At 43.2% G+C, this 25,751-nt stretch carries 21 protein-coding genes and 1 tRNA gene; 17 read left to right on the forward strand and 5 right to left on the reverse strand.

Features of this window, described 5'->3' with window-relative positions; all coding sequences use genetic code 11:
* Positions 1-70 precede the first annotated feature (70 nt).
* On the reverse strand, positions 71-3,025 hold the full coding sequence (locus BMW98_RS15440) for a S9 family peptidase (RefSeq protein ID WP_162844587.1): 2,955 nt from the start codon (positions 3,023-3,025) through the stop codon (positions 71-73).
* A 98-nt stretch (positions 3,026-3,123) separates the two neighbouring features.
* On the opposite strand from BMW98_RS15440, the gene BMW98_RS15445 reads away from it, so the two are divergent.
* Complete coding sequence (locus BMW98_RS15445) at positions 3,124-5,556, forward strand: zinc-dependent metalloprotease (RefSeq protein WP_090259558.1); 2,433 nt, start codon at positions 3,124-3,126, stop codon at positions 5,554-5,556.
* Positions 5,557-5,706: 150 nt separating this feature from the next.
* Positions 5,707-6,225 carry a paraquat-inducible protein A gene (locus BMW98_RS15450; RefSeq protein WP_090259559.1) on the forward strand — a complete coding sequence of 173 codons (519 nt, stop codon included), beginning with the start codon at positions 5,707-5,709 and terminating at the stop codon, positions 6,223-6,225.
* On the opposite strand, the gene BMW98_RS15455 is transcribed toward BMW98_RS15450, so the two are convergent.
* Complete coding sequence (locus BMW98_RS15455) at positions 6,222-8,222, reverse strand: hypothetical protein (RefSeq protein WP_090259561.1); 2,001 nt, start codon at positions 8,220-8,222, stop codon at positions 6,222-6,224. The genes BMW98_RS15450 and BMW98_RS15455 overlap by 4 nt on opposite strands.
* Before the next feature lie 237 nt (positions 8,223-8,459).
* Here BMW98_RS15455 and BMW98_RS15460 point away from each other — a divergent pair, with 237 nt between their 5' ends.
* The 11 genes from BMW98_RS15460 (at position 8,460) to BMW98_RS15510 (ending at position 17,626) form a co-directional block, all read left to right on the forward strand.
* Positions 8,460-10,034 carry an N-acyl-D-amino-acid deacylase family protein gene (locus BMW98_RS15460; RefSeq protein ID WP_090259564.1) on the forward strand — a complete coding sequence of 525 codons (1,575 nt, stop codon included), beginning with the start codon at positions 8,460-8,462 and terminating at the stop codon, positions 10,032-10,034.
* Between the two features lie 84 nt (positions 10,035-10,118).
* Positions 10,119-11,690: an FMN-binding glutamate synthase family protein gene (locus tag BMW98_RS15465; protein WP_090259566.1), complete on the forward strand. Its 1,572-nt coding sequence runs from the start codon at positions 10,119-10,121 to the stop codon at positions 11,688-11,690.
* A 128-nt stretch (positions 11,691-11,818) separates the two neighbouring features.
* Positions 11,819-13,132, forward strand: a complete 1,314-nt coding sequence (locus BMW98_RS15470) for a protein-tyrosine phosphatase family protein (RefSeq protein ID WP_090259569.1) — start codon at positions 11,819-11,821, stop codon at positions 13,130-13,132.
* 124 nt (positions 13,133-13,256) lie between these two features.
* Complete coding sequence (locus BMW98_RS15475) at positions 13,257-14,012, forward strand: serine hydrolase (protein ID WP_162844588.1); 756 nt, start codon at positions 13,257-13,259, stop codon at positions 14,010-14,012.
* Between the two features lie 27 nt (positions 14,013-14,039).
* A complete protein-coding gene (locus BMW98_RS20680) occupies positions 14,040-14,315 on the forward strand; it encodes a serine hydrolase (protein ID WP_121505198.1) in 276 nt (91 codons plus the stop codon).
* A gap of 64 nt (positions 14,316-14,379) precedes the next feature.
* On the forward strand, positions 14,380-14,901 hold the full coding sequence (locus tag BMW98_RS15485) for an energy transducer TonB (protein ID WP_090259575.1): 522 nt from the start codon (positions 14,380-14,382) through the stop codon (positions 14,899-14,901).
* A gap of 20 nt (positions 14,902-14,921) precedes the next feature.
* Entirely contained in the window at positions 14,922-15,443 is a 522-nt protein-coding gene (locus BMW98_RS15490) for an energy transducer TonB (RefSeq protein ID WP_090259577.1), read from the forward strand.
* A 46-nt stretch (positions 15,444-15,489) separates the two neighbouring features.
* Positions 15,490-15,924: a TonB family protein gene (locus BMW98_RS15495; protein ID WP_090259579.1), complete on the forward strand. Its 435-nt coding sequence runs from the start codon at positions 15,490-15,492 to the stop codon at positions 15,922-15,924.
* Positions 15,925-16,314: an energy transducer TonB gene (locus tag BMW98_RS15500; RefSeq protein ID WP_090259581.1), complete on the forward strand. Its 390-nt coding sequence runs from the start codon at positions 15,925-15,927 to the stop codon at positions 16,312-16,314.
* Between the two features lie 51 nt (positions 16,315-16,365).
* On the forward strand, positions 16,366-16,950 hold the full coding sequence (locus BMW98_RS15505; RefSeq protein WP_090259583.1) for a hypothetical protein: 585 nt from the start codon (positions 16,366-16,368) through the stop codon (positions 16,948-16,950).
* Entirely contained in the window at positions 16,940-17,626 is a 687-nt protein-coding gene (locus BMW98_RS15510; RefSeq protein WP_162844589.1) for a DUF2490 domain-containing protein, read from the forward strand. The genes BMW98_RS15505 and BMW98_RS15510 overlap by 11 nt, the downstream gene beginning before the upstream one ends.
* Here BMW98_RS15510 and BMW98_RS15515 read toward each other — a convergent pair.
* Positions 17,623-19,296 (reverse strand): AMP-binding protein, encoded by a 1,674-nt coding sequence (locus BMW98_RS15515; RefSeq protein ID WP_090259587.1) that lies wholly within the window; start codon positions 19,294-19,296, stop codon positions 17,623-17,625. The two genes, BMW98_RS15510 and BMW98_RS15515, sit on opposite strands and share 4 nt — an antisense overlap.
* 98 nt (positions 19,297-19,394) lie before the next feature.
* Positions 19,395-20,777 carry a TlpA family protein disulfide reductase gene (locus BMW98_RS15520; RefSeq protein WP_090259589.1) on the reverse strand — a complete coding sequence of 461 codons (1,383 nt, stop codon included), beginning with the start codon at positions 20,775-20,777 and terminating at the stop codon, positions 19,395-19,397.
* A gap of 134 nt (positions 20,778-20,911) precedes the next feature.
* Between BMW98_RS15520 and BMW98_RS15525 the strand changes: the two genes are divergently transcribed.
* Genes BMW98_RS15525 through BMW98_RS15535 form a run of 3 tightly spaced genes read left to right on the forward strand, consistent with a single transcriptional unit; the run spans position 20,912 to position 24,505 of the window.
* Positions 20,912-21,337, forward strand: a complete 426-nt coding sequence (locus BMW98_RS15525) for a hypothetical protein (protein WP_090259591.1) — start codon at positions 20,912-20,914, stop codon at positions 21,335-21,337.
* A gap of 12 nt (positions 21,338-21,349) precedes the next feature.
* The gene (locus BMW98_RS15530) at positions 21,350-23,287 is read left to right on the forward strand and encodes a GMC family oxidoreductase (RefSeq protein WP_090259593.1); all 1,938 of its coding nucleotides are present in this window, start codon (positions 21,350-21,352) and stop codon (positions 23,285-23,287) included.
* Positions 23,288-23,290: 3 nt separating this feature from the next.
* Complete coding sequence (locus BMW98_RS15535) at positions 23,291-24,505, forward strand: ferritin-like domain-containing protein (protein ID WP_090259594.1); 1,215 nt, start codon at positions 23,291-23,293, stop codon at positions 24,503-24,505.
* A 166-nt stretch (positions 24,506-24,671) separates the two neighbouring features.
* Here the strand turns inward: BMW98_RS15535 and BMW98_RS20510 are convergent.
* A tRNA-Glu gene (locus tag BMW98_RS20510) sits at positions 24,672-24,784 on the reverse strand.
* Between the two features lie 399 nt (positions 24,785-25,183).
* Between BMW98_RS20510 and BMW98_RS15540 the strand changes: the two genes are divergently transcribed.
* Positions 25,184-25,651, forward strand: coding sequence for an Lrp/AsnC ligand binding domain-containing protein (locus BMW98_RS15540; protein ID WP_090259596.1), 468 nt, complete (start codon positions 25,184-25,186; stop codon positions 25,649-25,651).
* The last annotated feature ends 100 nt before the right edge of the window (positions 25,652-25,751 follow it).

Raw genomic sequence — 25,751 nt, forward strand, 5'->3', positions numbered from 1 at the left:
TTATTTTAACCTAAAAAAAAGCCTTCTCCCTAAACAGGAAGAAGGCTTTTTACTTTTGATTTTGAAAAGACTACTTATTGCCTTTTTCTATATTCAGGCTCTCGCCTTCCTTTAGTTTCTCCTTGCTTTCATCTACCAATTCGTAGCGAAGCGTTCTGTCTTTTAGCGTTGCAGGTAAACCATGCGCCATCCACTCTGGCATTGGAGCACCTTTTAGGTAGTGATCGAAGAATTGACCCATTCTGATTGAAAGGTCTTTTCTGTTTTTACGCAAACGAAGGTTGTGTGCCTCGTCATTGTAAACCACCATCCAGCTTGGTTTTTGCAATCTTCGCAGTGCCATGTAGAACTCAATTCCTTGGTACCAAGGTACCGCACCGTCTGCATCGTTGTGCATAATAAACAGTGGCGTATTGATATTCGGCACACCAAATACTGGCGAATTTTCAATGTATAGATCGAATTCATCCCAAAGTGTTCCGCCAATTCTAGATTGCGTTTTTTCGTACTGGAACATACGGCTCATACCGCTACCCCAACGTACACCACCATAAGCCGATGTCATGTTAGAAACTGGAGCACCAGCACCTGCTGCCGCATACATATCTGTTTTTGTAACGATATGCGCCACTTGGTAACCACCCCAGCTTTGGCCTTGAATAGCCATTTTGTCTTTATCTACAAAGCCCATATCTACTACAGCTTGTGTAGCTGGTACTACGTGATCCATAGCACTTTTACCTGGGTGACCAATTTCGTACTTAATGTCTGGCACAAGCACTAGGTAATCATTACTTACGTAGTAAGGAATATTTACCGTACTGGCACTTGGTGCTGGGCTTGGGTGACTGTGCAAAGAATTTGATCTACGCTCGTAGAAATACACAATCATTGGGTACTTCTTATTTGGGTCGAAGTTTTCAGGTTTATAAAGAATAGCCTGCATAGTTTCGCCATCGTAACCAGAAGCAAACTCGATAAGCTGGTTGCTACCCCAGTTATATGGATCTTCCTGAGCATCCAGGTCAGTCAATTTTTGAATATCACTTAATGCAGTGCTGCTCGCAGTGTACACTTCAGGGTACTCTTCATAAGTAGACATTCTTAAAAGAACTCTATCTGCATTTTTGGCTTTATCCAAACCATAAACGCTCATATCCTTCATTAAAACTTCTTTTGGCGAATCGGCCGAAGCCATTGAAGTTGTATAGTAGCCAGAAGCTTTAGTCCACTCATTAGATGCCGAAAGCAATACTGGCTTGTTTGTAGGAACGTATTCTTCTTCTCTATCCAAACGCTGATAACGGAAGGTAATCTTATTGGCTCTACCTTCTCCGTTTGTAACGTTTTCAAAATCGCCAGTAGCCGGATTGATTTTCCAGATATCATAACGGTCGTTAATAAATACCTCTTTGTCGCCTTCAGTCCATCCGGCAGTTCCGTAAGCATATGCAAGCGATGGTGAATCGTGCAATTCGTTCGCGAAGCTCACTGGAATATTCTCCGTAAGGTTTTTAGTGGTTTTGGTAGCCAAATCCATTGCATACCAATGGGTATCGTTCAAATCGTACCAAGTAATGTACTTACCATTTGGCGAAAGCTGCTGCCATGCGCCCATGGTTCCTTTCATCAATAAGTCTGCATCACCTGTTTCAGCATCAACAAGGTAAATATCGCTTGGCGTTTGGGTATCCCAAGTGTACTGAACACGGTAAGGCTTATCTGTAGAAGCTAGGAAAAAGTCCATATCCTTCTCAGTATCGACTCTTACAGACTCCAACTCAAGGTCAGCAAGCTGCACCATTTTCCCAGTCTCTACATTAATATATGCACTGTAGGTTCTGTTCTTTTCGCGAGTTGCTTGCAGCTTCTGCATTGGCTGAATGTAAGGGTCGTTATATGACCAAACATCTACAGCCGGCTTGTCTTCTTTTAATAAAGTAGTATCAGACTCGTAGGCATATTTTACCGGACGAGGCGCAGTACCGAAGTATAAACGCTTACCAGACTCTGAAAAGCTGATTCTACTATTATCACTTACCATCCAGTTTTCAGGAGTACCAGCAGTAGTGGTATCGGCAACTATTTGTGCTGCTTCTCCACCTGCAGTCCAGTGGAATAAGCTGTAATACTTATCTTCGGCATCCTTTTCGCTAGCAGAACCAAAGAAAGCTACTTGAGTACCTTCCTCATCAATTGTAATCTTTTTGTAGCCAACTAAACCACTGTTTAGCTCAAAGCTTTCTCCACTCGCAATATTAAGCGCGTGAATTCCAGATGGCGCCAAAGAATCAACCTCATCATATTCATAAACAAGAATGTTTCCTTTGTCAGATAGGCTGTATTCCATTACACCAGTAAAACTTTTAGTTTCACCAGTAGCCATGTTGTATAAAACCAATTCTGTGCCCTTAGACTTTTCTCTTGGGTCCTTTGGCTCGGCCGGAGCTTCTTCAGCCTTTGGCTCTTCTTTCTTCTTGTTTCTCTTCTTCTTTTTCTTCTTGCCTGTTTCTTCCGGAGCTTCCTCAGTTTTCTCCTCTTTCTTTTTAGGCTTATCTAGCGGCTTTTCGTGCAACCAAGCTATCCACTCCTCAGAGTCTTCAGGCAGTTGGTAGTTCTTTACTCGAGCCACTTTTTTCATGTCACCGCTTTCAAGGTTCACTATGTAAAGCGAATCCTTTGGCATTTTAGAACCCGAGGTTTTTTTAAGCTTCAATTCACGCACTTTATCGTGCTCAGGCTTAACTTCAGCAGCCACAAATTTCCCGTTTGTCGAGAAGGTGTAGCGAGAGACGCGTTCTACACGAATGGTCTCATTATTATTTAAATTTCGTAGCTCCAACACGGCATCGCCCTCTTGTGGTGCAATTCTATATGCAGCCCACTGGCCGTTGTTACTAATATTTACCGTTTGAATGCTTTTCCAATCATCGTACACATCGTGTGTTAATGGCTTTTTTTGGGCAAAAACCGCTGTAGAGACCATTAAACAGATGATTAATAGGTAGTTTTTTCTTCCAATCATTTGTTTACTCGTTTTTGAGACCTTACAAATATAAACGTATAGTGGTGTTAGCAAAGACTTATTATATTCAGGTCGATTGAATCTTAAAACCTTATAAAATGCTAAAAAAGACCACATGGGTAATGCTTTTATGCCTTGTAGCACATACGCTAATTGGGCAAACCAGCATTGCTGAAAAAACGAAAGACTTTACCAAAAAGGAAGGCTTTTTCACCTACTATTGGGACGAAAGTGCCGGTAAAGTTTGGTTAGAAATAGATAAACTAGAAAGTGAATTCCTATATGTAAACTCGCTAGCTGCGGGTGTTGGATCTAACGACATTGGCCTGGATAGAGGCCAGTTGGGCGGCACCAAAATAGTTGAGTTTAGAAGAGTTGGACCGAAAGTATTGTTGGTGCAACCAAACTATGACTACCGCGCTGTTTCTAACAATCCAGAAGAAGTAAAAGCGGTAAAACAAGCCTTTGCAGAATCTGTACTCTACGGCTTTAAAGTAGAAGCCGAATCTGATGGCAAAATACTTATAGACATAACCTCTATGTTGCTAGACGATGCACATGGAGTTGCCAGAACTTTGAGCCGTTCGCGCCAAGGTAACTTTAGAGCAGATGCTTCGCGCTCGGCCATTTACCCGCCAATGCTTAAGAACTTCCCGAAAAACTCTGAGCTTGAGGCTACTATTACCTTTACCGGTACTGCCACAGGCGGTTACCTAAGAAGTGTAACACCTACACCAGACAATGTTACGGTACGCATGCACCACTCATTTATTGAGTTGCCAGATGCAAACTATGAACTGAGAAAAGCTGACCCTCGCTCAGGCTATGGCAGCATTAGTTACATGGATTACGCTACACCAATTCAAGACAATATTGTAAAGCGTTTTACCAGAAGACACAGATTAGAAAAGAAGAATCCAAAAGCGAAGGTTTCGGAACCAGTGGAGCCAATTCGTTACTATGTAGACCGTGGCGCACCAGAGCCAATTAAGTCTGCCCTAATTGAAGGAGCTCGTTGGTGGAACCAAGCGTATGAAGCTGCCGGCTATAAAAATGCTTTTATAGTGGAAGAAATGCCTGCCGATGCTGACCCGCTAGATGTTCGCTATAACGTGATTCAGTGGGTACACCGTTCTACCCGCGGCTGGTCTTACGGCTCATCCGTTACCGACCCGAGAACTGGCGAGATCATAAAAGGGCACGTTAGTTTGGGTTCTCTGCGCGTAAGACAAGACTTTTTAATTGCTCAGGGATTAATTACGCCTTATGAGAATGGCACAACGCCAGATCCTAAACTATTAGAATTAGCTTTGGCTCGTTTGCGCCAGCTTTCAGCCCACGAGGTTGGCCACACCATTGGCCTATCGCACAACTTTGCGGCCAGTGTGAACGACCGCGCTTCTGTAATGGACTACCCTCATCCATTGGTTGAACTGAAAAATGGTACAGTTGAACTGAAAAATGCTTATGATGTAGGTATTGGCGACTATGATAAGTCTGCCATTATTTGGGGTTACCAAGATTTCCCTGATGGTACAGATGAAGACAAGGCGCTCGATGCCATTATAGATCAGCGCGTAAAAGACGGTTTATTATACTTAACAGATTCTGATGCCAGACCGATTAGTTCGGTATCTCCTACAGCTCACCTTTGGGACAATGGAAAAAGTGCGACTGAAGAGTTAAACCGCTTAATGGAGCTACGTAAAGTAGTTTTGCAGAATTTCTCTGAAAAGAACATTGCGGTGGGTGCACCTATGGCCACTTTGGAAGAAGTTCTTGTACCAATGTATATGATTCACCGCTATCAGCTTGAAGGCGCGGTAAAATCGGTTGGTGGCGTTTACTACAACTACAAACTGCGTGGCGATACGCAAGCAGCCCAAAGAGTTGTGCCGAGAGCTGAACAAGAAGCTGCACTTAGTGCACTTTTGAATACTATTAAGCCTGAAAATCTGGCTTTCCCTCAGCATATTTTGGATATCATCCCTCCGCGCCCTCCTGGCTTCTGGAGAGGCAGAGAAAACTTTAAGGTAAGAACCGGGCTAACTTTTGATGCTGTTGCTCCGGGCGAAACATTATCGGGTGCAGTTCAGGAGTTTATTTTAAACCCACAACGCGCTACCAGATTGGCTCAGCAAAAAGCAATAGACCCAAGCCAAATTGGTTTGGAAGAGGTGATTGGAGCTATGGCTCAACAGGTGTTTTCTTCAACAAACAACGCTTACCATGCAGAACTGCAGCGCGCCAACGTAGACCAGTTCACCAATGCTTTGATCAACTTAGCTAAGAGCACACAAGCTTCGGCTACGGCACGTTCGGCAGCTTACGCTAGCTTAATGGAAATAGCTGATCAAGATTTTGATGAAGGCGACCTAGTTGAAAAAGGATTTATGGCCATGCAAAAACATAAAATCAAGACTTTCTTAAACAACCCAATGGAGTACAATCCGCCAAGCGCACTTACGCCACCGGATGGTTCGCCAATTGGCACCGACTTGATGGACTGGTGTAGCTTTGGAAACCATTAATATTTAACACAATAAAGTACCGGATCAATCTGTCTCTCTGCTTGAAGAGGCAGTTTTTCCGGTATTTTATTTTATAATCAACAAGTTCTTTTTCAATATTGAGTTACATACTTAGATTGACATCGTCAATAGCATATTAGTTAACTGTTTATGAGCAAGCGCAACATAGTAGGACTTATCCTCATCATTATTTCCCTTATTTGTCTATACCCGGGGCTTACCCTCCCAATTCTCAATATTCATATTGGTGCAAGTGTACCTATGCTAGGCGAATTTGAGCTTTATGATAGAACACAAAGCGTAATTAGTGGCATTAAACTTCTATATGAGTTCGACAACACACTTGTAGCAACCCTGATCTTAATATTTTCGGTACTCGTACCCATTACAAAAGCGCTATTACTCTTTGCAGTAATGGCTTTTAAAAACTGGAAAAGCCGCATTAAAGTCTACAACTTTGTAGCCATTATTGGCAAATGGTCTATGGCCGATGTTTTTGTGGTGGGCATATTCCTTTTCTACCTTGCCACAGCTTCAGAAGAAGGCATTCGCGCCAGCATTCACGAAGGTTTCTACTACTTTACTGCCTACTGCCTTATTTCAATCTTGAGCATTCAGGTGCTCGATGTGAAAGAGGTAAAGCAGTCGAAAGACCAAGTGATCTTTTAATTCCTTCTACCACCTCTTCTCGGAAAACCAGTGGTCGCTCCACCTCGGTTAATCTTCTGACGATTGTTATAGGTACGGTTTAGCTGTTGCCTTTGTGTAGTAGAAGGTCTTTGAACATTCCTCGTATTTCTGGTGCTATTGGCATTTTGCCAGTTGCCATTCTGCGTGCGCTGAAAAACGTTCCCTTGTCTGTCAGTCAATACATTGTTTCCCCTTTGGGTGCTTGGCCGAACCCTGTTATTATTGGTTGGCCTTCTATTAGCGCCAAGGTTGTTCACCCTGTGGTTCTGATGGTTTAAAGTTCTAACCCCTGCCCTATTATTGTAAACGCTGTGTCGTTGGCCAGCCATGTAGCCCGCAGCAAAGCCACGGTTATACCCTCTGTGATAACCATGATAATAGCCTCCTCTATATCCTGGGTAAAATCCTCGTGGCCCCCAATAAGGTCTGTAGTACGGGTGAAAGCCCCAGCCAACCCAACCAAAGCTAAAGCCTACACTAAAGCCCCAGCCGGTGTATGGGTTCCAATGCACCCCAAAACCGAAGGTTACTGGTCGTGGGTAGTAATAATAGCCATACCAAGGTCGGTAGTAAAAGCCTGTGCCATACACTACAACTCCATTGTAAATATAAGAGTGGTAATAACCTGGTGTGTATCCCACATAAATTACCTCGGGCTGCACATCGTAAATATAAACGTACTTAACATTGTACACTGGGCTTGAAGGCGGTAGGTCGTCCACCTCGCTTGGCCTCTCTGTTGAAACCTTGTAAGTACCTTTGGCTTTTGATGAAGTAAACCAAATGCCATCTTCCACGCAGTAGTATTTGTTATTAATCCTCAATACTGTTTGAGGAGAATTTAGCGCATACTCTACAGCCGTGCCATCCACTTTAGAAAACTGCGGATCGCCATCAAAAGTCACCTCAATTGTTTTGTTTTTGTCTACCTCTGCAGTTTCAGGAATCACTTGATCCAAAAGCGCCTCATGGGCATCTGGAGTACCAGGCACGCTTGCCTTAATATCGCTAATTGGCGAATCGTCTGGGATATTGGCAAAACCGGCAGGTAAGTCTTCTGGGTCTACAAATGCCCAATCACCATCACTTAAAGTGCTCGACTGATAAAACCTACCAGCCAAAAGCAAATAATGCATTTGCGACTCGATATCCATTATAATATCGCTTTCCGTATTTTGAACATAGAGCAATTCTGTTCCGGAAATTTGCTGATAATCCGGTGTTCCATCTACCAAAACGAGTTCCGCGGGAGCAGTAACCACCAATATACTTGGAGGGCCAGCAGCAGTCATTTGCTCTTTGGCCTCATCGCTTGGCTCGCCCTCTTCTTTAGGTGCATTGGCCTCCGCAAAGTCCTTTATTTTTTTGGGTGCATTGTCAATCCGAGTCCAGCCTTCTAGCACGCTTTCCGACTTATACCAATAATCCCCTCCTTTTAAATAGTGTACCGATCGGTTCTTCTCTTTAGCGATAAAAAAGGGTGTGTTCATTACATAACTAATGCCTGAACGGCTATCTTCTTTAAACTTTGGTTCTCCATCTATGGTCACCAACATGGTAGCACTTTCCCTATACAGAATATCCGGAGCATCATGCTTCAGTCCTTTATCTCCTTCGCTCACCGACTCCATTCCCGCCAAGCTTGCCTTTAACTGACTTAAAGACATTCTCGGCTCCCATTTCATTATCTCGTCTGCCAAAAATGATTTTAGCCCTTCAATTTGGGCATCGGTTACTTCTTCAGGAAACTTTGTTTGGGTGACTTTTATATCTAAAAGAGCCGCTTCGTCTTGATCCATATCGGTTGCCAGCGTAGCCTGAAGCCACACAGCACCAAACACTAGTTTTCCATCACTACCTTTGGCTGAAACAGCCATCCTACCTTCTACTACATTGTTTTTGAGGTCATCTAACTGAGGCTGGTATAGTGTAACTTCTTTACCAGATGCTGTGGTTAACACACGTGGCCAGGGCATTTTTTCATCTTGGGCAGAAAGAGAAAAACACAATAGTAAAAACAAGCTTGACAGAAGGAGTTGGTAGACTTTCATTACAATTAATTTGATTAAAAATTAAATAATTTAAAGACCTGTTCCACATGCTTTGTTCAATATTTTGACAGATTAGTGTTCCGACCCATTCATATTTTCCTTTAACCAGTCGAATTAGAATGCCAAAACCTCTTAAATTGAACCATTATCAACCGTGAAAAAATGCGCATCAAACACTATCTCATTTCCGCTCTTATTCTGACTATACTTAGCTGTGGCTCTAAAGACCATTACGACTTAATTATCCGCAATGGATTGGTTTATGACGGCATTAACGAAGAGCCGTACATTTCCGGAATAGGCATAAACGGAGATAAAATCGTGAAGATTGGCAACCTGATTGAAGCCACCGCAGACAGGGAAATTGATGCGGAAGGACATATTGTGAGTCCCGGTTTTATTGACATGCACGCGCACATTGAGCGCATTATGGAATTACCCACGGCCGAGAATTTTCTAAAACAAGGAGTAACCACCGTTTTGGCCGGCCCCGATGGACGAGGCCCTTCACCCATGGGCAAGTTTTTAGATAGTTTGGAAACATTCGACCTGGGTATTAACACGGCATGGCTGGTTGGCCATAACACAGTAAGAAGGAATGTAATGCAAACCGACAACCGTAAACCAACGGAAGAAGAGCTTACGTCTATGAAAAAGGCTGTGGAAGAAGCCATGCTTTCGGGTGCATACGGCATTTCAACTGGGCTCAAATACGTACCAGGTGCCTACTCTGATTTAGCAGAAGTAATAGCGCTATCAGAAGTTGCATCTGAGTTTGGCGGTATTTATACTTCCCACCTACGGGAGGAAGGACTCGGATTAATTGAAGGGGTAAAAGAGGCTATTGTGATTGGGCGAGAAGCCGATATTCCAATTATTCTAACCCACCATAAAGCCATTGGCAAACCAATGTGGGGCGCCAGCGAAAAGACTTTAGCAATGGTAGACTCTGCACGCGCACTGGGTATTGATGTGATGATGGATCAATATCCTTACACAGCCAGCGCCACAAGCCTAGCAGTTTTAATCCCCACTTGGGCAAGAGCGGGTGGTAATGAGGAATTTAGAAAGCGTGTTGAAGACCCCGAAACCCGAAAGAAGATTCATGCCGAAATAATGTACAATATTGAGTACGACCGAGGCGGCAATGATTTGGAGGTGGTGCAATTCGCCAACGTTTCATGGAAACCGGACCTGAATGGTCGCACATTGAAAGACTGGGTAATTGAAAGAGGCCTTGAACCTACATTTGCCAACGGTGCCGACTTGGTAATTGAGGGACAGTTAAATGGAGGTGCCTCTTGTGTTTATCACGCCATTGGCGAAGAAGATGTAAAACGAATTATGCAGCATCCGCTGGCCATGGTAGCCTCAGATGGAGGCCTAGTTGTTCCGGGCAACAGCCATCCACATCCTCGTAGCTATGGCACATTTCCGAGAGTGCTAGGACACTATGTTCGCGAAGAGAAAATCATCAACCTCCCTTTGGCACTTAGAAAAATGACATCTCTGCCAGCCGAACGACTCGGGCTCTCAGACCGAGGCTTTATCCAAGAAGGAATGAAAGCAGATATTACCGTTTTCGATCCGCAAACAGTAAAAGACATGGGGACTTTCGAAGATCCTCATCATTACCCAGAAGGAATTCCTTATGTGGTTGTGAACGGAAAAGTAACTGTTTCGGAGGGAGAATTAACGAGCAATAGAGCAGGAAAAGTCCTGCGCAAAACAAAGTAGAAACTTTAAAGTCACCCAAGTCCTGCGCCTAAACAACTATTCCAATTTTTGGTTTAAATTGACCGTAAAGCAACATTCAATTATATGAATCTAAACGAGTTCTTTTCTTGGTTTCCGTGGTGGAGTTATGTACTCCTTGTTTTGCTCATCGTGTTTTTGCGAGACATCATTCAGAAAAAGCATACCATTAGCCACAACTTTCCAATTGTTGGGCATTTGCGCTACATGCTAGAGCGCATTGGGCCAGAGCTGCGCCAATACATTGTGGCCAATAACCGAGAAGAACTGCCTTTTAACAGAAGTCAACGCTCGTGGGTTTATGCCTCTTCCAAAAGGGAGAACAACTATCAAGGATTTGGAACGGACCAAGACATTTACGCTCCTGGCCATATTTTCATAAACCCAACAATGATTCCCTATGCCTTGCCAGAAGGCCACCCCAACAAGCAAACGCCAAGCCTTTTACCATCGGCCAAAGTGATGGGTGCTTACAACAAACGTAAAAAGCCATTTAGGCCAAAATCGGTAATTAATATCTCTGCCATGAGTTTTGGCTCACTTTCGGCAAATGCGATTTCGTCACTCAACAAAGGTGCCTATAAAGCAGAATGCTACCACAACACAGGCGAAGGTGGCTATTCGCCTTACCACATGCATGGCGCAGATACCATGCTGCAAATTGGTACTGGCTATTTTGGTGTGCGTGATGACAACGGAGATTTTGTAATGGATAAACTAGTTGACTTGGTTAACCAGCATGAAGCAGTAAAGGCCATCGAAATTAAGCTTTCGCAAGGTGCTAAGCCAGGTAAAGGTGGTGTGCTACCAGCTTCTAAAATCACTAAAGAAATTGCGGAAATCAGGCACATCCCACTAGGTCAAGATGTAGTTTCTCCATCTGGCCACAAAGCATTTACCAACATGACGGAAATGCTCGACTTTATAGAAGCTGTAGCCAAAGAAACAGGCTTGCCTGTAGGTATAAAGTCGGCCGTGGGTAAACTAGATATGTGGGAAGAGCTTACTGATTTAATGCTAGCCAAAGGCATAGGCCCAGACTTTATTACCATTGATGGTGGTGAAGGCGGTACCGGTGCAGCACCTCCATCTTTTGCCAACCACGTGTCGTTGCCATTCATTTTTGCTTTTACTAGCGTATATCAAATCTTTCTTAAAAAAGGACTTACCGATCGCGTGGTGTTCATCGGTTCGGGCAAATTGGGTTTCCCTAGTAGTGCCTTAATGGCTTTTGCCCTTGGAGTAGATGTTATTCAGGTGGCGCGCGAAGGCATGCTCTCCATAGGTTGTATTCAGGCACAGGTTTGTCATACAAACCGCTGCCCTGCTGGGGTGGCTACACAAAACAAGTGGCTACAGGCAGGGATTGATCCCGCATTAAAATCGGAACGCTTTTACAACTATGTAAAAACCCTGCGCAAAGAGATTCTAGAAATCACCCATGCCTGCGGTTATGAGCATCCTTCGCAAATGACTATGAAAGATGTAGACATTAGTATGGGGGATAACAACTACACCACCACCCTTGCCAATGTTTATAATTACGAAAAAGCTCAAGTTCCTTTTAAAAGTATGGCTGACCTTATAGCATGCCCTCATTTAGGTGGAAAAAAGGAGACGAACACAGCTTTGGCTTAAGTCGATTTTTCCTTTTAGGTGTAATCAACGTGATTTTTCGAACGGGTATTTTTACTCGTTCAATTTCCTTTTTCTTGCGGTTACTTTGATTGAGTTAAAAAACGAGACTTAACCTTTAACACGCAATCATGTCAACAAATAAAAGTACACCACAACCAGAAAAAGGCACCTACCTGCTATCGCCAGGTGCAGGCGTAAAAGTAACTTTCACCCCTAGCCCTAATGCCTACTTAGAGGTAAATGGCAGTAAAGTAGCCAGTATTTCTGTTGGAACCGTTGGTTCTAGCACCGGAGCTGCTGAGCAGTTTACCATGCACAACTTGGGCAAATATGCCGAAGCCAACATTGTAGTTGAATACGGAGATGCTAAAAAACCAAGCAAGGCTTACTGCCATATGGATTTCTTTTTGAGCGGCAGCACCTCTAGCTGGTCACGAGATAACAACGGGCTGCCTAATAATTGCGACACTGTAATTCCTGCCAGTTCTACCCCAGAGTCAAATGGCAACGATTTTATTAACATACCGGTAGTGGCTCCAACTGGCGGAGTGCCATCTGGCGTACCTTCCAAGCATCAATTTTTAAATAAGGACATGGTGTTTATGGTAGATCAGGTGGGCAGCAACTTGCTTTTTAGAGGCAACTCACCTTTGGCTCCAGCCAAGGTAGCCAATGGCCCACAGCCAATCGACTTCGATACGCTGCATGCTTATATGGAAGACCGATACGATACCCAAACAGATACCACAGGCAAATTCCCTAAAAAAGGAGATTATGTTTTGGTGGATGTATGTTTACTAAGCCCCAATTCTGAAGCTGGTTCTATTACTCAGGAAGTAGAATCGTTTTTAGATGCCAAGGGAAAGCCAGGCACTATGGCCGACTTAGCCGATAGGACCTTCTTCCCAACAGCACCGCAAACTGTAAGTGGCTCTAGCGGTATTCTCGGCCAAATGTGCAACTGGGTAATTCAGCCAGATGCTTCGAGAGGAAGCACAGACGATGCCTATGACCAAAAGTCTAGCAAGTTGCTCTATGACTATATGAACACTGCAAACGACAAGCCTTATGTGTATTACATTCACTGCGCGAGTGGCCATGATAGAACCGGCATTGTTGCCTCTACCTACCTAATGCGCCAATACTCAAGCTTTGGGCTGTCAGAAGCATTCATTTATGGTACTACAATTGCCAAACTACCAGCCGGAATTGGCGGTGGCAAAGACCAGCTTCAGCCAGACTGCAATGATATTAGCACGGGCAAGGAAGATCCAAATCGTTCGCGCTGTTTACTTATTGCAACAGTATACAACGAAACTGTTCAAAACATTTACAATACGCTGAACAACCTTACGGGAAGTTCCGCCAAAAGCTTGTCAACGCAAGCATTGGCCAAAGACCCAGCAAATGTTTACGACAATTACCCTTGGCAAACGTCTTAACAGCACTCAACACACACGATACAGTCCGGAGTCCAGTAAATGGGCTTCGGATTTTTTCGTTAAAGCAAGTATGCCCTTTCTTCTCTCCCCTACTAAGCTTAAATTGAAAACAAACACTGTTTTCATGAAAAGATCAATACTAATCCTACTATCCTCTGTGCTACTTTTTAGCCTTCAAGTGGCAGCACAAACCAGCAAAGCCGATGAATTGGTCAAAGCCTTTGTAACTGAAACAAAAGTACCGGGATTGAGCATTTCCATTTCGCAAAAAGGAAAACTGGTCTTTTCCAAAGGTTATGGTTTTGAAGACTTGGAAAAACAGACTCCGGTAGACCCTTCCAAAACCAAGTTTAGAATTGGCAGTGTTTCCAAAACCGTAACCGCAGCAGGTTTAGCACAACTTTATGAAGCAGGAAAAATAGATTTAGACGCACCAATAGAAACCTATGTTCCCTCATGGCCAGCCAAGGGCGAAACCATTACTTTAAGAATGCTGGCCGGGCATTTGGCCGGAATTAGGCATTACAAGGGCCTTGAATTTATGAGCAACAAAAAGTACGAGACAGTTACCGAAGGGCTCGATATTTTCATGAACGATCCTTACATCAACAATCCCGGAACCGAGTACGCCTATTCTTCTTATGGCTGGAATTTAATTTCTGCAGCAATGGAAACGGCTGCCAATGAAGACTTCCTCTCTTTTATGCAAACCGATGTTTTCAATGCACTTGACATGGAAAATACCGAAGCAGATCACGCTGACAGGAAAATCGATCGCAGAACCAAGTTTTATCAATTCAGAAATGGCAAAGTGATTGATGCGCCTTATGTAGACAATAGCTATAAATGGGCTGGTGGTGGCTTTGTAGGCACTACCTAAGACCTATGTAAGTTCGGTCAGGCGCACATGCAGTCTGGATATTTAAAAGAGAGCACTCTAAATGAGTGGATGAAAGGCCAAACGACCAACGCGGGCAAAGCCACCAACTACGGCATAGGCTGGCGAACATTTGAAAGACCCAATGGGCAAACCTATTATGGACATAGCGGTGGTTCAGTGGGCGGTATCACCTATTTCCTTATTCACAAACCCAGCCAAACAGTATTGGCCATTACAGGCAACATGGATCCGTTGAATTACGATGGACTTCAGTTTGATTTAATGGAGCTGTTTATTAACTAATCTTTTTGGTGATTAACTAATTAATTCGTTTATTTAACTACAAAACTAGTTAAACGAACGCTTTATGAAAAAATTAATCCCATTATGCTCACTCCTTTTATTTACTGGGTGTAGCGATGAAGACCTTTATGTATCGCCCGATGGTGATATGCCTCAGGCCGTTTTAATTGAAGAAGAAATACCCGCTTCTGAGCAAGACATATTTATGGTGGTAGAGGAACAACCTATATTTCCGGGTGGCCAAGAAGCATATACCAAATTTTTAGGCACTAATCTTACCTATCCTGAAAAAGCTAAAAATATGGGTATTGAAGGGCGTGTATTTGTATCATTTGTTGTTCAGAAAGACGGTGAACTAAAAGATTTCCAAATTATAAGAGGTATTGGTGGTGGATGCGATGAGGAAGCACTACGTGTACTTATGGCATCTCCTAACTGGGAGCCCGGTAAGCAAAGAGGAAGAGAAGTAGCTACTAGAATGCAGGCAGCCATCACTTTCAAGTTGGACGGATCTAAAGCATCTCCCTCTAACCCTTCAAGACTGATTATTGAAGTGCCAGATCAAGAAATCGAAATTGAGAAGTAAGCCAGTTAAACAAACACTTTATGAAAAAATTGATCCCACTATGCTCACTCCTGTTATTTATTGGATGCAGCGATGAAGACCTATATGTATCGCCCGATGGTGATACACCTCAAGCAGTAATGATTGTCGAAGAAGAAATACCAATGTCTGCCAGCGAGATATTCGCTGTGGTAGAAGAGCAGCCAACCTTCCCAGGTGGAATGGGCGAATGGATGAAATTCTTAAGGACAAATCTCAAATACCCTACTAAAGCAAAAGAAATGGGTGTTGAAGGTGCAGTATTCCTTTCTTTTGTAGTTCAAAAAGATGGGGAGGTTGACGACATACAAGTAATCAGAGGAGTTGGAGCTGGCTGTGACGAGGAAGCAGTTAGAATGTTATTGGAGTCGCCAAATTGGACTCCAGGAAAACAACGCGGTCGAGAAGTTGCCACCAGAATGCAAGTAAGGATTGTCTTTAGAATGGCCAACTCTAACAAGAAACAACCAAGCCTTTCTCCACTAGAAGTAGAAACCCCAGCAGTTACTGTAACAGGACTTTAACATCAAGCCCAAGCGTCAAAATACTAAAACTAACCTCACAAACCTTATGCTTCTTTGCATAGGGTTTGTGTTATTCAGTTGTGCTGAAGAAGCAGCTGACATAAACCCCGTACAAGTTGCAGATACTGAACTAGCAATTGAAGAAGAAGGTGCTTTTATCTGCTACATTACTCCTATGCCCACTTTTCCTGGTGGAATGCGTGCTTGGAACGACTTTTTAAAGCAGCACTTAAAATATCCAGCCATTCAAGAATCTATTGAAGGCAGAGTCATGTTCGCCTTAACGATAGACAACGAAGGCGTAATGAAAGACATTAGTATACTTCAATCACCTCATCCCAAATTAAGTGAAGAAGCCCTTCGTGTACTCAAACTATCACCCAAGTGGACTCCTGTGAAAGTTTATGACAGAGAAGCTGGTATATCTAAACTCGTTGAGAGTAGATTAAGTCTAATCATTAGGTTTAGAGGGTGTGATTAAATGAGGCTGCACATTATGTTCTTTCTATTGGTATTTATTGCTGCCAGTTGCAAGCACTCACCACCACAAACCAAGAACGTTCGAGTACATACCAGCCTCCCTCCTCACTATCCCGGTGGTACAGCAGCTTGGCATAACCATGTGCGCAGCATCATTTACCGCCCCAAAGTAGATGGACGGATTTATACAGGAGTTGTATTTCTCAATTTTTTGGTAAAAACTGATAGCACTGTAAGCGACACTCAAGTGGTAAGAGGCATTCACCCGACCTATGATAGTCTTGCCGTAAGCATTCTTGCCAGTTCAGGGCCTTGGGTCCCTGCTACGGAAAAAGGCCAACCAGTAGATGCACGTCAAGCCATAAGAATAGTCTTCCCCAGACTAAAATAAGCTTGATTAGCTCGCAGGTTTTATCAACTTTGTAAAACCTAATCATGCCACATGAAGCTTGTAAAGCGAACTTTTCTAACCACATGCATTTGCTTATTGTGCTATACACAAGCCTTTGCCCAAACCAAGTTTGAGCGAGAATATCGTGTTAAAACCAATGAAGTTCCGGCAAGAGCCATTGCCTTTATTAACTGGCAAACCAGCTACGGCAAAATAAGATGGTACTACGAAGAAAACTTTGAGGCCAATGCTTATGAGGGTAAACTAAAGATCAACAAGCAAAAGTACAGTATAGAGTTTGACACGCTCGGAAACCTGCAGGATATTGAAGTTGAGCTTAATGTAAAGAGGATTGATTCACCGGTCTTGGATGAAATCAAACAATCCCTCAGCGAAAAATTCGATAGATATAAAATTATTCGGCTGCAACAACAATTCAGCGGTAACATTAAAAGTCTAAGTTCTTTCTTACAAACCCCAAGCCCCACCGACAGCTATGTGGTTCGATACGAAATGACGATTAAGGGCAAAAAGAATGGTAGTCGTGAACTTTACGAAGTCACCTTCAACTCGGCTGGAGAAGTAATAAATGTCTCAACTATTGTTTCGCGAAACACCGACAACCTTGAGTACTAAAAAGCTGTTGATTTTATTGTTTGCCTTAAGTATCCGTAGTGCTTTGGCTCAGAGCACCTACCTCATTGGCACGCTTCCGAGTGTCAATATCAGCACCAATTTGAACGAAAACTACGGGCTGAATTTTAAATCTGAGTTCCGACAAATTTTTGCCGCAGGCTTTATGGGCGATGAACCGATCTTCGATCACCGCTACATTCACACCGATTTGTCTATTATGGCTTCCAGGAAAGTTGGCACCGAAAACAAAGTGGCTTTTGGCTATCTTATCCGCATGCGAGAAGATGGTGAAAACTTGCATCGACTTACGCAACAGATTGCCCTAATGAGCCACATTAACGGACTAAGACTAGCACATAGAATTAGAACGGATGAAACTTTTCATGCAAATGGAGAGCCAAGGTTTAGGCTACGCTACAGGGCTGCTTCCGACTTTGCATTGAACGGAGCAACTATTGACCCTCGCGAATTCTATATTAAGCTCACAAACGAATACGTGAACGATTGGCAAGGTGGAAACTACAGCCTGGAAGTACGTGTAACACCGCTACTAGGCTATGCCATAAACGATGCTAACAAACTTGAAATAGGTTTAGACTACCGAATTGGTTCGGTACTAAAAGACATAAACACAAACAGCTTTTGGGCTATGATCAATTGGTATTTAAAGCTTTAGTTAGCTTTCGCCTCTTCCATTTCTTTGAGTTTTCTGCGTAGAATTTTACCCACATTAGACTTTGGCAATTCATCTACAAACTCAATATGTTTCGGCTTTTTATACCCTGTTAATTCATGCTCGCAATATTCACGCAGCTCTTCTTCCGTTAATGATGGATCGGACTTGACGATGAATGCTTTTACGCACTCATTAGAATGTGGATGCGGCACACCAATCACGGCTACTTCAAGCACTTTTGGATGGTCCACGATTACATTTTCCACCTCATTTGGGTAAACATTAAAGCCGGAAACGTTGATCATATCTTTCTTACGATCTACAATCTTGAAAAAACCCTCTTCGTCCATCATACCGATGTCACCGGTTCTAAACCACTCTTTATTGAAGAAAACGCCTTCATTATCTTGGTTCCAATAGCCGCTCATTACCTGAGGTCCTCTGACACAGATTTCACCTATCTCACCTTGCTTTAGTTGCTCCCCTGCTTCGCTAAAAATAGCCAACTCAGTAGAAGATACCGGTAAACCAATTGTGCCCATTTTATGGGTGCCATCCAATGGATTACAGCTTACCACTGGTGCAGTTTCACTCAGTCCGTAACCTTCTACCAATGGTGAATTGGTCATTTCTTGCCACTTTTTAGCCACAAAGTCTTGCACTGCCATTCCACCACCAATGGCGCCCTTTAAGTGAGTCCAATCAACCTCCTTAACATTTGGCTGGCTGAGCAAACCATTGAAGAGCGTATTCACTCCTGTAAATAGCGTGAACTTGTGTTTCTTTAGTTCTTTGATAAAGCCCGGCATATCGCGCGGATTGGTAATAAGCACGTTTTTGGCACCAATGTGCATCATAAATGTGCCGTTTACATTTAGCGCAAAAATATGGTACAACGGAATTGCGGTAATCATCAAATCAGTTTGGCCGGCCTGTAAAAGCGGACGGAACCATTCATTGATTATTGCAGTATGCGCCACCACATTACTGTGTGAAAGCGTTGCTCCTTTTGATACGCCCGTGGTTCCACCAGTATACTGCAAAAATGCAGTATCCGAAGGGCTCATTGCAGGTTCTGTATACTTCATGCGAGCACCCGCTTTTAGTACATCCTTCCATTTAAGTGCTCCTTTAAGGCTGTAGGCAGGCACCATCTTTTTTACATGCTTCACCACAAGGTTTACAATGCTGCCTTTAAACCCACCAAGTTCATCACCCAATCCGGTAACAATCACATGTTCAATTTTCGTTTCGTGAAGAATCTCTTCTAAACTATGGGCAAAATTGGCAACAATGACAATGGCTTTTACTTCGGCATCGTTAAACTGATGCTCCATTTCTCGCGGTGTATAAAGTGGGTTGGTATTCACCACAATACAACCTGCCTTAAGCGCACCAATTAACGCAATAGGATACTGCAAACAGTTAGGCATCTGCAGGGCAATCCTATCCCCCTTTTTCATCCCTAGTTTTTGTTGTAGATAAGCTGCAAAGAAATCGGAACGCTGATCTATCTCATGGTAAGTAAGCGACTTACCCATGTTTTCAAAAGCCTCTCTGCTACCAAAGCTCTTAAAGGCCTTTTTGAACAGTTCTAGCAAATGATCTGGCTGGTTCTCACTAATTTCTGCAGGAATCCCCTTAGGGTATCTATTAATCCAAGGATGCATTATCTCTTTCTTAAAGTTTGGGCTGTCTCAAATATAAAAGAAATGCCGTGGCAATCGATTGTAGCCACAAAAAAATCATTTCCACGCCTTCAATTTATTTATTCCTCGGCAAAATAAAGGTCTAGCAGTGTGCGGGTTTCTGGCAGCGAAGGTTTAGGTGCAAAAACACTTACAATATTAAAGTCGCTGTCAATCAACAAGTAGCGTGGAATGGTGATCACCTTGTAGTCACTTAAGTCCAGTCGGTTAATCAAATACTCCTTCTCTTTTGGCAAATTATGCGTGGTCAGGTACTTCTGCCACTGCTCCAAATTAGTGTCGATTGAAACAGGCACAAAAGCCACATTTTTACCTGCATAGTCTGCTTTTAGCTGCTCAAATGCAGGCAGTTCTTCTATACATGGGCCACACCAAGTTGCCCAAAGATCTACGTAAATGAGCTTGCCTTTAAAATTAGAAAGTGGCACCTCCTCACCTAGTGCATTGGCAAATACAACGTCCATAGCTCGCTTGCCTGGTATTAGCTTTTCATACTCGGCCAATTTTGCCTGCACCATCTCCTTATATTCGGCTGAATGCTCTGCGGCCATAAAGTTATTGGCCTGCTGCTGAATGTTTTCCGTCAGCCCTTCTAATTCCATTTGCTTTACCAGTGCCCCCAGCGCATCATATTCGTTCATAAATGCAGTGAATTTCAGCCCGCTAAAAATCCCATTCTCGTGCATTTGCGCATCCACAAATTCATACATCATATCTCTAAAGTTGGGGTGCTTCATGTAGTCGTCATCCATAATTCCTTCAGACAGTTCATTCAGCACTGATTTAGCTGACTGAAGCACCTCAAACTTTTGTGTTTCGGCCACATCCCAATACCCTTTGAACGAACCGTAGATCGGCATTGAAAGGATTGTGTTCATCTCGTCCAATTTTAGCCGCATCTCTTCGAGTGCTATAAACTCTTTCGGTGCATCCAATTGATTTAGAAGCATGCGTCTTTCTTCCGTTTTTTCTTTAGCCAGATGAACGGTTTCCATTACGTCATCGGAATTCAGGTTGCTACCACCCTCTAAATAAGAACCACTTTTAGGGAAGGCCACACCACTTAAGTAGGCCTGTAAATGGGCGCACTCACCCTTAAAGACAGCTGCTTCGGGGTCGCGGTAATTCACTTCTATGTACAGCTCACCCCCGGGTTGCAGATACAACTTATTTCTGCCGAGTGAAAAATAAGTTGGCTTGTTTAGATCAAAAGAAAGGCTAAAACTCCCTTGCTCATCCGTTTCAATTTTATGGTCCTCCCCCAGACCAAAATCAGCCTCCAAAGCATTGGAATTAAGTATTCGAGAAGCGTTCCCCCAGTTAATCAGTTTACCAGAAAGCGTTACCTGATTGTTTGTAGATTCTGTTTTATTGCACGAAACTGCCACAGAAAAGGCAAGAAGACACAGGAATATACTGGAGTAGGATAAGCGAATTCTCATGTGTCAAAAGTAGCAAAACCCACCAAAAGCGCACTACCTCTTATACTTTTCCATCATCCAAAAATTCAGCTATGCCTTTTTAATATCCAGCTTATTTTTCGAAATTGAATGTTGATAAACAACACAAACACAACATGTCGAAACACACACCCAAGGAGCTGGACTTGTTTCTTAACATCTCTAGTCACCTCACTGGCTTTAAGACCATTTCCCTACTCGGCACAGGAATGACCGAGACCTACTTTAACACTATTACTGCACATGTAAACCCAAATACGGTAGCTCTTTTTTACGAGGCCTGTGCTGAAATACTTGCTTTAGATGGTGATAATGCGATTAAAGACGCAATCAAAAACGAGCTAATCCCTGACGGGAACTACGCTGGTTTAGGTAAAAAAATCATCCTCATGTGGTATTTGGGTAATTGGGATAACGATGTTATTTCTGCACAAGCCTACACACAAGGCTTGGTTTGGGACGCTGCTGAGACCCATCCCCCTGGTGCTAAACAACCAGGCTATGACTCTTGGAGAGAACGCCCAATTAAAGTTAACTGCTAAACACACACCATTATGCAACAACAAACTCACGAATACGATGTGGTCATCGTAGGCTCTGGTATTGGTGGCTCCATTGTGGCCAAAACCTTAACGCAAGCAGGTAAAAAAGTGCTACTCTTAGAAGCTGGCCTCGAAGCAGGAATCGACTTTCAGAAAAAGGAAGCTTTTAATAACTACATGGGTTACTTGGACAAGTTTTATCAAACAGCCGCCAAAGTACCCAACTCGCCCTACCCCAACTTAAAGGATGCACCTTCTCCAGATGTAATCGACATTGAAGCCATTGAGCCATGCAAACCGGCAACCAACGGTTATTTGGTGCAAGCCGGTCCAATTCCTTTTGGTAGCGATGCTTGGCGTGGGCCAGGCGGCACTACGATGCACTGGCTGGGTTCAACCCCGCGCATGCTCCCCAACGATTTTAAAATGAAATCCCTATATGATGTTGGCGTGGATTGGCCTTTCGACTACGATGCACTGAAACCATATTACGAAATGGCTGAATTCGAAATTGGTGTGGCCGGCAATGTGGATGAACAGAAAGGGCCAGATGTTTCGAAAGACAAAAACTATGGCAAGGACTATCACTTTCCAATGAAGAAAATTCCACAAAGCTACTTGGACGAAAAAGTGATAGAAAAATTCCCAAAAGGATTTAAAGTTCACTTTAACGGAAAAGCCCATGACCTGGAATTTGTGAGCACTCCACAAGGAAGAAACTCTATTCCGAATCCCGAGTATCCATACAGCGATGTGGTGTGGAATGAAGACAAACATAAGCTTGAGCTTCAGTCGGATAAACGCTGGAACACCTTTACTAAGGGTTACGAAGCGGTACCAGATCAACAAACTACAAAATACACTCCGGTTGGGGCCGTATGGGACGATCACCAAGGACACAGATGTGAGGGAAACGCCAGTTGTGTTCCTATTTGCCCAGTACAGGCCAAGTACAATGCACTTAAAACTTTGCGCAAGTCAGATCCGAAATTGATTACAACGCAAACACAAGCAGTAGCCTCGAAAGTACTTACAGACGAAAGCTCCGGAGATGTAATCGGCATTGAGTACAAAAAGTATGAAGATCCAAATTCTTCAGTTTTCGAAACGCACATTGCCAAAGGGAAAGTTTATGTGTTGGCCGCTAACGCCATAGAAAATGCAAAAATCCTTTTGGCCTCTGGCATAGCCAATTCAAGCGACCAGGTAGGTAGAAACCTGATGGATCACATGGTAATGCTCACTTGGGGCTTGTTGCCGGAAAAAGGTTTTCCGTATAGAGGCCCTGGCTCTACCACCAACATACCTACCATGCGCGATGGGGATTTTAGAAAAGAACACGCAGCCTGCATCTCTCCTATTGACAATTGGGGCTGGGGCTGGCCTAAATTTTCGCCCGGATCGGATGTAGAAAATGCTGTAGCGGCAGGCATGTTTGGCAGGGAGTTGAAGTATCATATTAATGATGTAGTACCTCGCCAGTTGCTGCTTCATTTTGAGTGTGAGCAAACACCCGAACCAAACAATAGGGTGACTATTGACCCCAACTATCTGGACAATTTAGGCAACTATCGTCCTGTAATCCACTACAGTGCTTCGGACTATATGAAGAAAGCCTTTGCAGAATATAAAAAGGTATCGGACCAAATTTTTGAAGCTGCAGGAGTTGAAGACTTTACTGAATACACTACCAGCCACCCCGATTATGCCGAATACGAGGGCAAAGTATACAATTTCTGGGGTGCTGGCCATATTGTGGGCACCCACCGCATGGGCACCGACAAGGAAGAGTCGGTAGTAAATGAAAATGGTCAAACATGGGATCATCAAAACCTTTACCTAGTTGGCTGTGGTAATATGCCAACCCTGGGCACTTCAAACCCAACACTTACCATGTCGGCTTTGGCCTTTAAAACCTCCGAAGCCATACTTAATCAACTAAAAGACTAAACCATGAACTTATCATATCGCAAAAAGAACGACCCAAAAAGACAACAATTAATTCCTGAAGCAGAACAGCTTTTAGGCAGTGAACTACGCTTTGAGGAAGAAATACTACTGGAGGCAGCAGAAACTGCGGCTGAAAAAAAGTCGCTAGAAGACCTTAAAAAAGACCTTCAAACCGCAATGGAATTGGAGCTATCCACCATTCCACCCTATTTATCCGCACTCTACTCTATTAAAGAAGGAACGAATTTAGAGTCAGTGGAAATCATCAAAAGCGTTGTTATTGAAGAAATGCTACACATGGTAATGGTAGCCAACTTAATAAATGCAGTTGGTGGCACACCTGTAATTGGCCAATTTACGCCTGATTACCCCAGCAAATTGCCAGGCGATGTAATGCCACAGCTTACCGTGCCACTTGCCCCCTTTTCCATAGACTCCATTAGAACATTCGAGAAAATTGAGCACCCTGAAGGTGGCCTTCAGTTTCTCTCCGAAAAAGAGAAGAAAAAGATTCAGCAAACAGGCGCTGAAGGCTTTACCGGCATCGGAGAGTTTTACAAAGCCATAAAAGACGCCATGATAAAACTGGAGGAAGAAGCCAAAGCAAAAGGCGAAACGATCTTCATCCCTAATCGAAATCAGGTTACCGATGAGCAATACTATGGCGCTGGCGGCAGAATTATAACGGTAAGTAACCTTGATGATGCCATCCAATTAATTGACGAAATAGTAGGGCAAGGAGAAGGAACTTTAGGCACTATTTTCTCGCAAGACTACGACCCGCAAGATGACGACTATCAGGTATTTGGACCAGATGTTGAAGAGTACGCACATTACTTTAGGTTTAAAGAAATTCGCTACAGCAGATTCTATGCAGTAACTGACTCGGCTCACCGCGACAGCCCGAACAAAGGTTTGCCTACTGGCCAGCCTTTTAAGGTTGACTGGAATGCCATTTATAACTTCAAACCCAATCCTCGGTTGTCATCCTTAGAAAAGGGAACAGCACTATACGACAAATCGCTCGAGTTTTGCAAAACCTACACCATGCTGCTCAAAAACATTAACGATGCCTGCAACGGTGAACCTGACTTATTAATTAAGGGCATTACGCTGATGTACGATCTAAAGTACAAAGCTCAAGAGCTAATGAAAATACCACTTGAAGATGGCATTCATACTGCAGGGCCTTGTTTCGAGCTTGTAGCATGTAACTAACAACAAAAGGCCAGCAAATTGCTGGCCTTTTGTTCATCCACTAATGATACTAAATTCAAACAAACCTGTTCAGTATAGCTTGTGCTTGTCTCTAAAACTAACCTAATCAAATGCAAGGGCACCTAGAAAACGGTGCCCTAAACGACAAACATGTACTAACTTCAATTGGCTGTAGGAGAAGGATTCGAACCTCCACGGAGTGGTTAGACCGATTGGCTTTATCCCAGAACCTCCACCCCCGAGAAAGGAGGGCACGGCTGCCTGTTTCGTCACCCTACAGTGTAAAGATGCTCGCCTGCTACCTGCAGGAATTCCAGGTTTAAAACCTCAAGTCAAGCATCTCGTTTTTTCAAACTAAAAGTCTATGATCTAAAATCTGACATCTAGTATCTAAAAAGCTGTAGGAGAAGGATTCGAACCTCCACGGAGTGGTTAGACCGATTGGCTTTATCCCAGAACCTCCACCCCCGAGAAAGGAGGGCACGGCTGCCTGTTTCGTCACCCTACAGTGTAGTATTCAAGAAGTTTCGCTTTCGCTATTATTCCGTTTGAATGTGATACAAACATATAGCGAATTCTCATATTATTAAAATATCTCTAACCAAATGAATCAATATTTACAGATAATTAAATTTTAAAATATTAATTTTACGAATTCAATAATTCAACCAGTGAAAAATGCCTGATAATTACGAAATCGATAATGTAGACCTTAGCATACTGTCTCTACTGCAGCACGATGCCAAAAAACCTTATACCGAAATAGCTAAAAAAGCATTCGTTTCGAGCGGAACGGTTCATGTTAGAATGAACAAGCTTGAAAAGATGGGAATTGTAAAAGGAGCCTCTTTAGACTTGAACTTGGCAAAGCTGGGTTATACTGTTGGAGCTTTTCTTGGTGTTTTCTTGGCGAAAAGTTCGCTTTACGAGAAAGTAGCAAATCAGTTAAAGAAAATCCCAGAGATTACATCCATTCATTATACCACAGGAAACTATAGTATGTTTGTGAGGATCTATGCAAAAAGCACCGACCACCTAAAAGATATTCTACACGATAAAATACAAAAGGTGGAAGGCATTGAAAGAACAGAAACCTTTATTATACTAGAGGAAACACTGAGCAGAAGCATTCAGTTGGATCAATAGACACACACCTTGTATTGATAAGGTAAATAGACCATAGGGAAAAAAAACGGCAAGGAAACCATTCGATTCCCTTATTGGTTGTACCTTTGTGTTTGAAATC

Origin of the sequence: Roseivirga pacifica, from assembly GCF_900111145.1 — a bacterium.
In the GTDB taxonomy this organism is placed as follows: domain Bacteria; phylum Bacteroidota; class Bacteroidia; order Cytophagales; family Cyclobacteriaceae; genus Roseivirga; species Roseivirga pacifica.

Excerpts from the sequence above, each read along its gene's own strand:
- BMW98_RS15440 (WP_162844587.1), bottom strand. The coding sequence starts at position 3,025 with ATGATTGGAAGAAAAAACTACCTATTAATCATCTGTTTAATGGTCTCT.
- BMW98_RS15445 (WP_090259558.1), top strand. The coding sequence starts at position 3,124 with ATGCTAAAAAAGACCACATGGGTAATGCTTTTATGCCTTGTAGCACAT.
- BMW98_RS15450 (WP_090259559.1), top strand. The coding sequence starts at position 5,707 with ATGAGCAAGCGCAACATAGTAGGACTTATCCTCATCATTATTTCCCTT.
- BMW98_RS15455 (WP_090259561.1), bottom strand. The coding sequence starts at position 8,222 with ATGCCCTGGCCACGTGTGTTAACCACAGCATCTGGTAAAGAAGTTACA.
- BMW98_RS15460 (WP_090259564.1), top strand. The coding sequence starts at position 8,460 with ATGCGCATCAAACACTATCTCATTTCCGCTCTTATTCTGACTATACTT.
- BMW98_RS15465 (WP_090259566.1), top strand. The coding sequence starts at position 10,119 with ATGAATCTAAACGAGTTCTTTTCTTGGTTTCCGTGGTGGAGTTATGTA.
- BMW98_RS15470 (WP_090259569.1), top strand. The coding sequence starts at position 11,819 with ATGTCAACAAATAAAAGTACACCACAACCAGAAAAAGGCACCTACCTG.
- BMW98_RS15475 (WP_162844588.1), top strand. The coding sequence starts at position 13,257 with ATGAAAAGATCAATACTAATCCTACTATCCTCTGTGCTACTTTTTAGC.
- BMW98_RS20680 (WP_121505198.1), top strand. The coding sequence starts at position 14,040 with ATGCAGTCTGGATATTTAAAAGAGAGCACTCTAAATGAGTGGATGAAA.
- BMW98_RS15485 (WP_090259575.1), top strand. The coding sequence starts at position 14,380 with ATGAAAAAATTAATCCCATTATGCTCACTCCTTTTATTTACTGGGTGT.
- BMW98_RS15490 (WP_090259577.1), top strand. The coding sequence starts at position 14,922 with ATGAAAAAATTGATCCCACTATGCTCACTCCTGTTATTTATTGGATGC.
- BMW98_RS15495 (WP_090259579.1), top strand. The coding sequence starts at position 15,490 with ATGCTTCTTTGCATAGGGTTTGTGTTATTCAGTTGTGCTGAAGAAGCA.
- BMW98_RS15500 (WP_090259581.1), top strand. The coding sequence starts at position 15,925 with ATGAGGCTGCACATTATGTTCTTTCTATTGGTATTTATTGCTGCCAGT.
- BMW98_RS15505 (WP_090259583.1), top strand. The coding sequence starts at position 16,366 with ATGAAGCTTGTAAAGCGAACTTTTCTAACCACATGCATTTGCTTATTG.
- BMW98_RS15515 (WP_090259587.1), bottom strand. The coding sequence starts at position 19,296 with ATGCATCCTTGGATTAATAGATACCCTAAGGGGATTCCTGCAGAAATT.
- BMW98_RS15520 (WP_090259589.1), bottom strand. The coding sequence starts at position 20,777 with ATGAGAATTCGCTTATCCTACTCCAGTATATTCCTGTGTCTTCTTGCC.
- BMW98_RS15525 (WP_090259591.1), top strand. The coding sequence starts at position 20,912 with ATGTCGAAACACACACCCAAGGAGCTGGACTTGTTTCTTAACATCTCT.
- BMW98_RS15530 (WP_090259593.1), top strand. The coding sequence starts at position 21,350 with ATGCAACAACAAACTCACGAATACGATGTGGTCATCGTAGGCTCTGGT.
- BMW98_RS15535 (WP_090259594.1), top strand. The coding sequence starts at position 23,291 with ATGAACTTATCATATCGCAAAAAGAACGACCCAAAAAGACAACAATTA.
- BMW98_RS15540 (WP_090259596.1), top strand. The coding sequence starts at position 25,184 with ATGCCTGATAATTACGAAATCGATAATGTAGACCTTAGCATACTGTCT.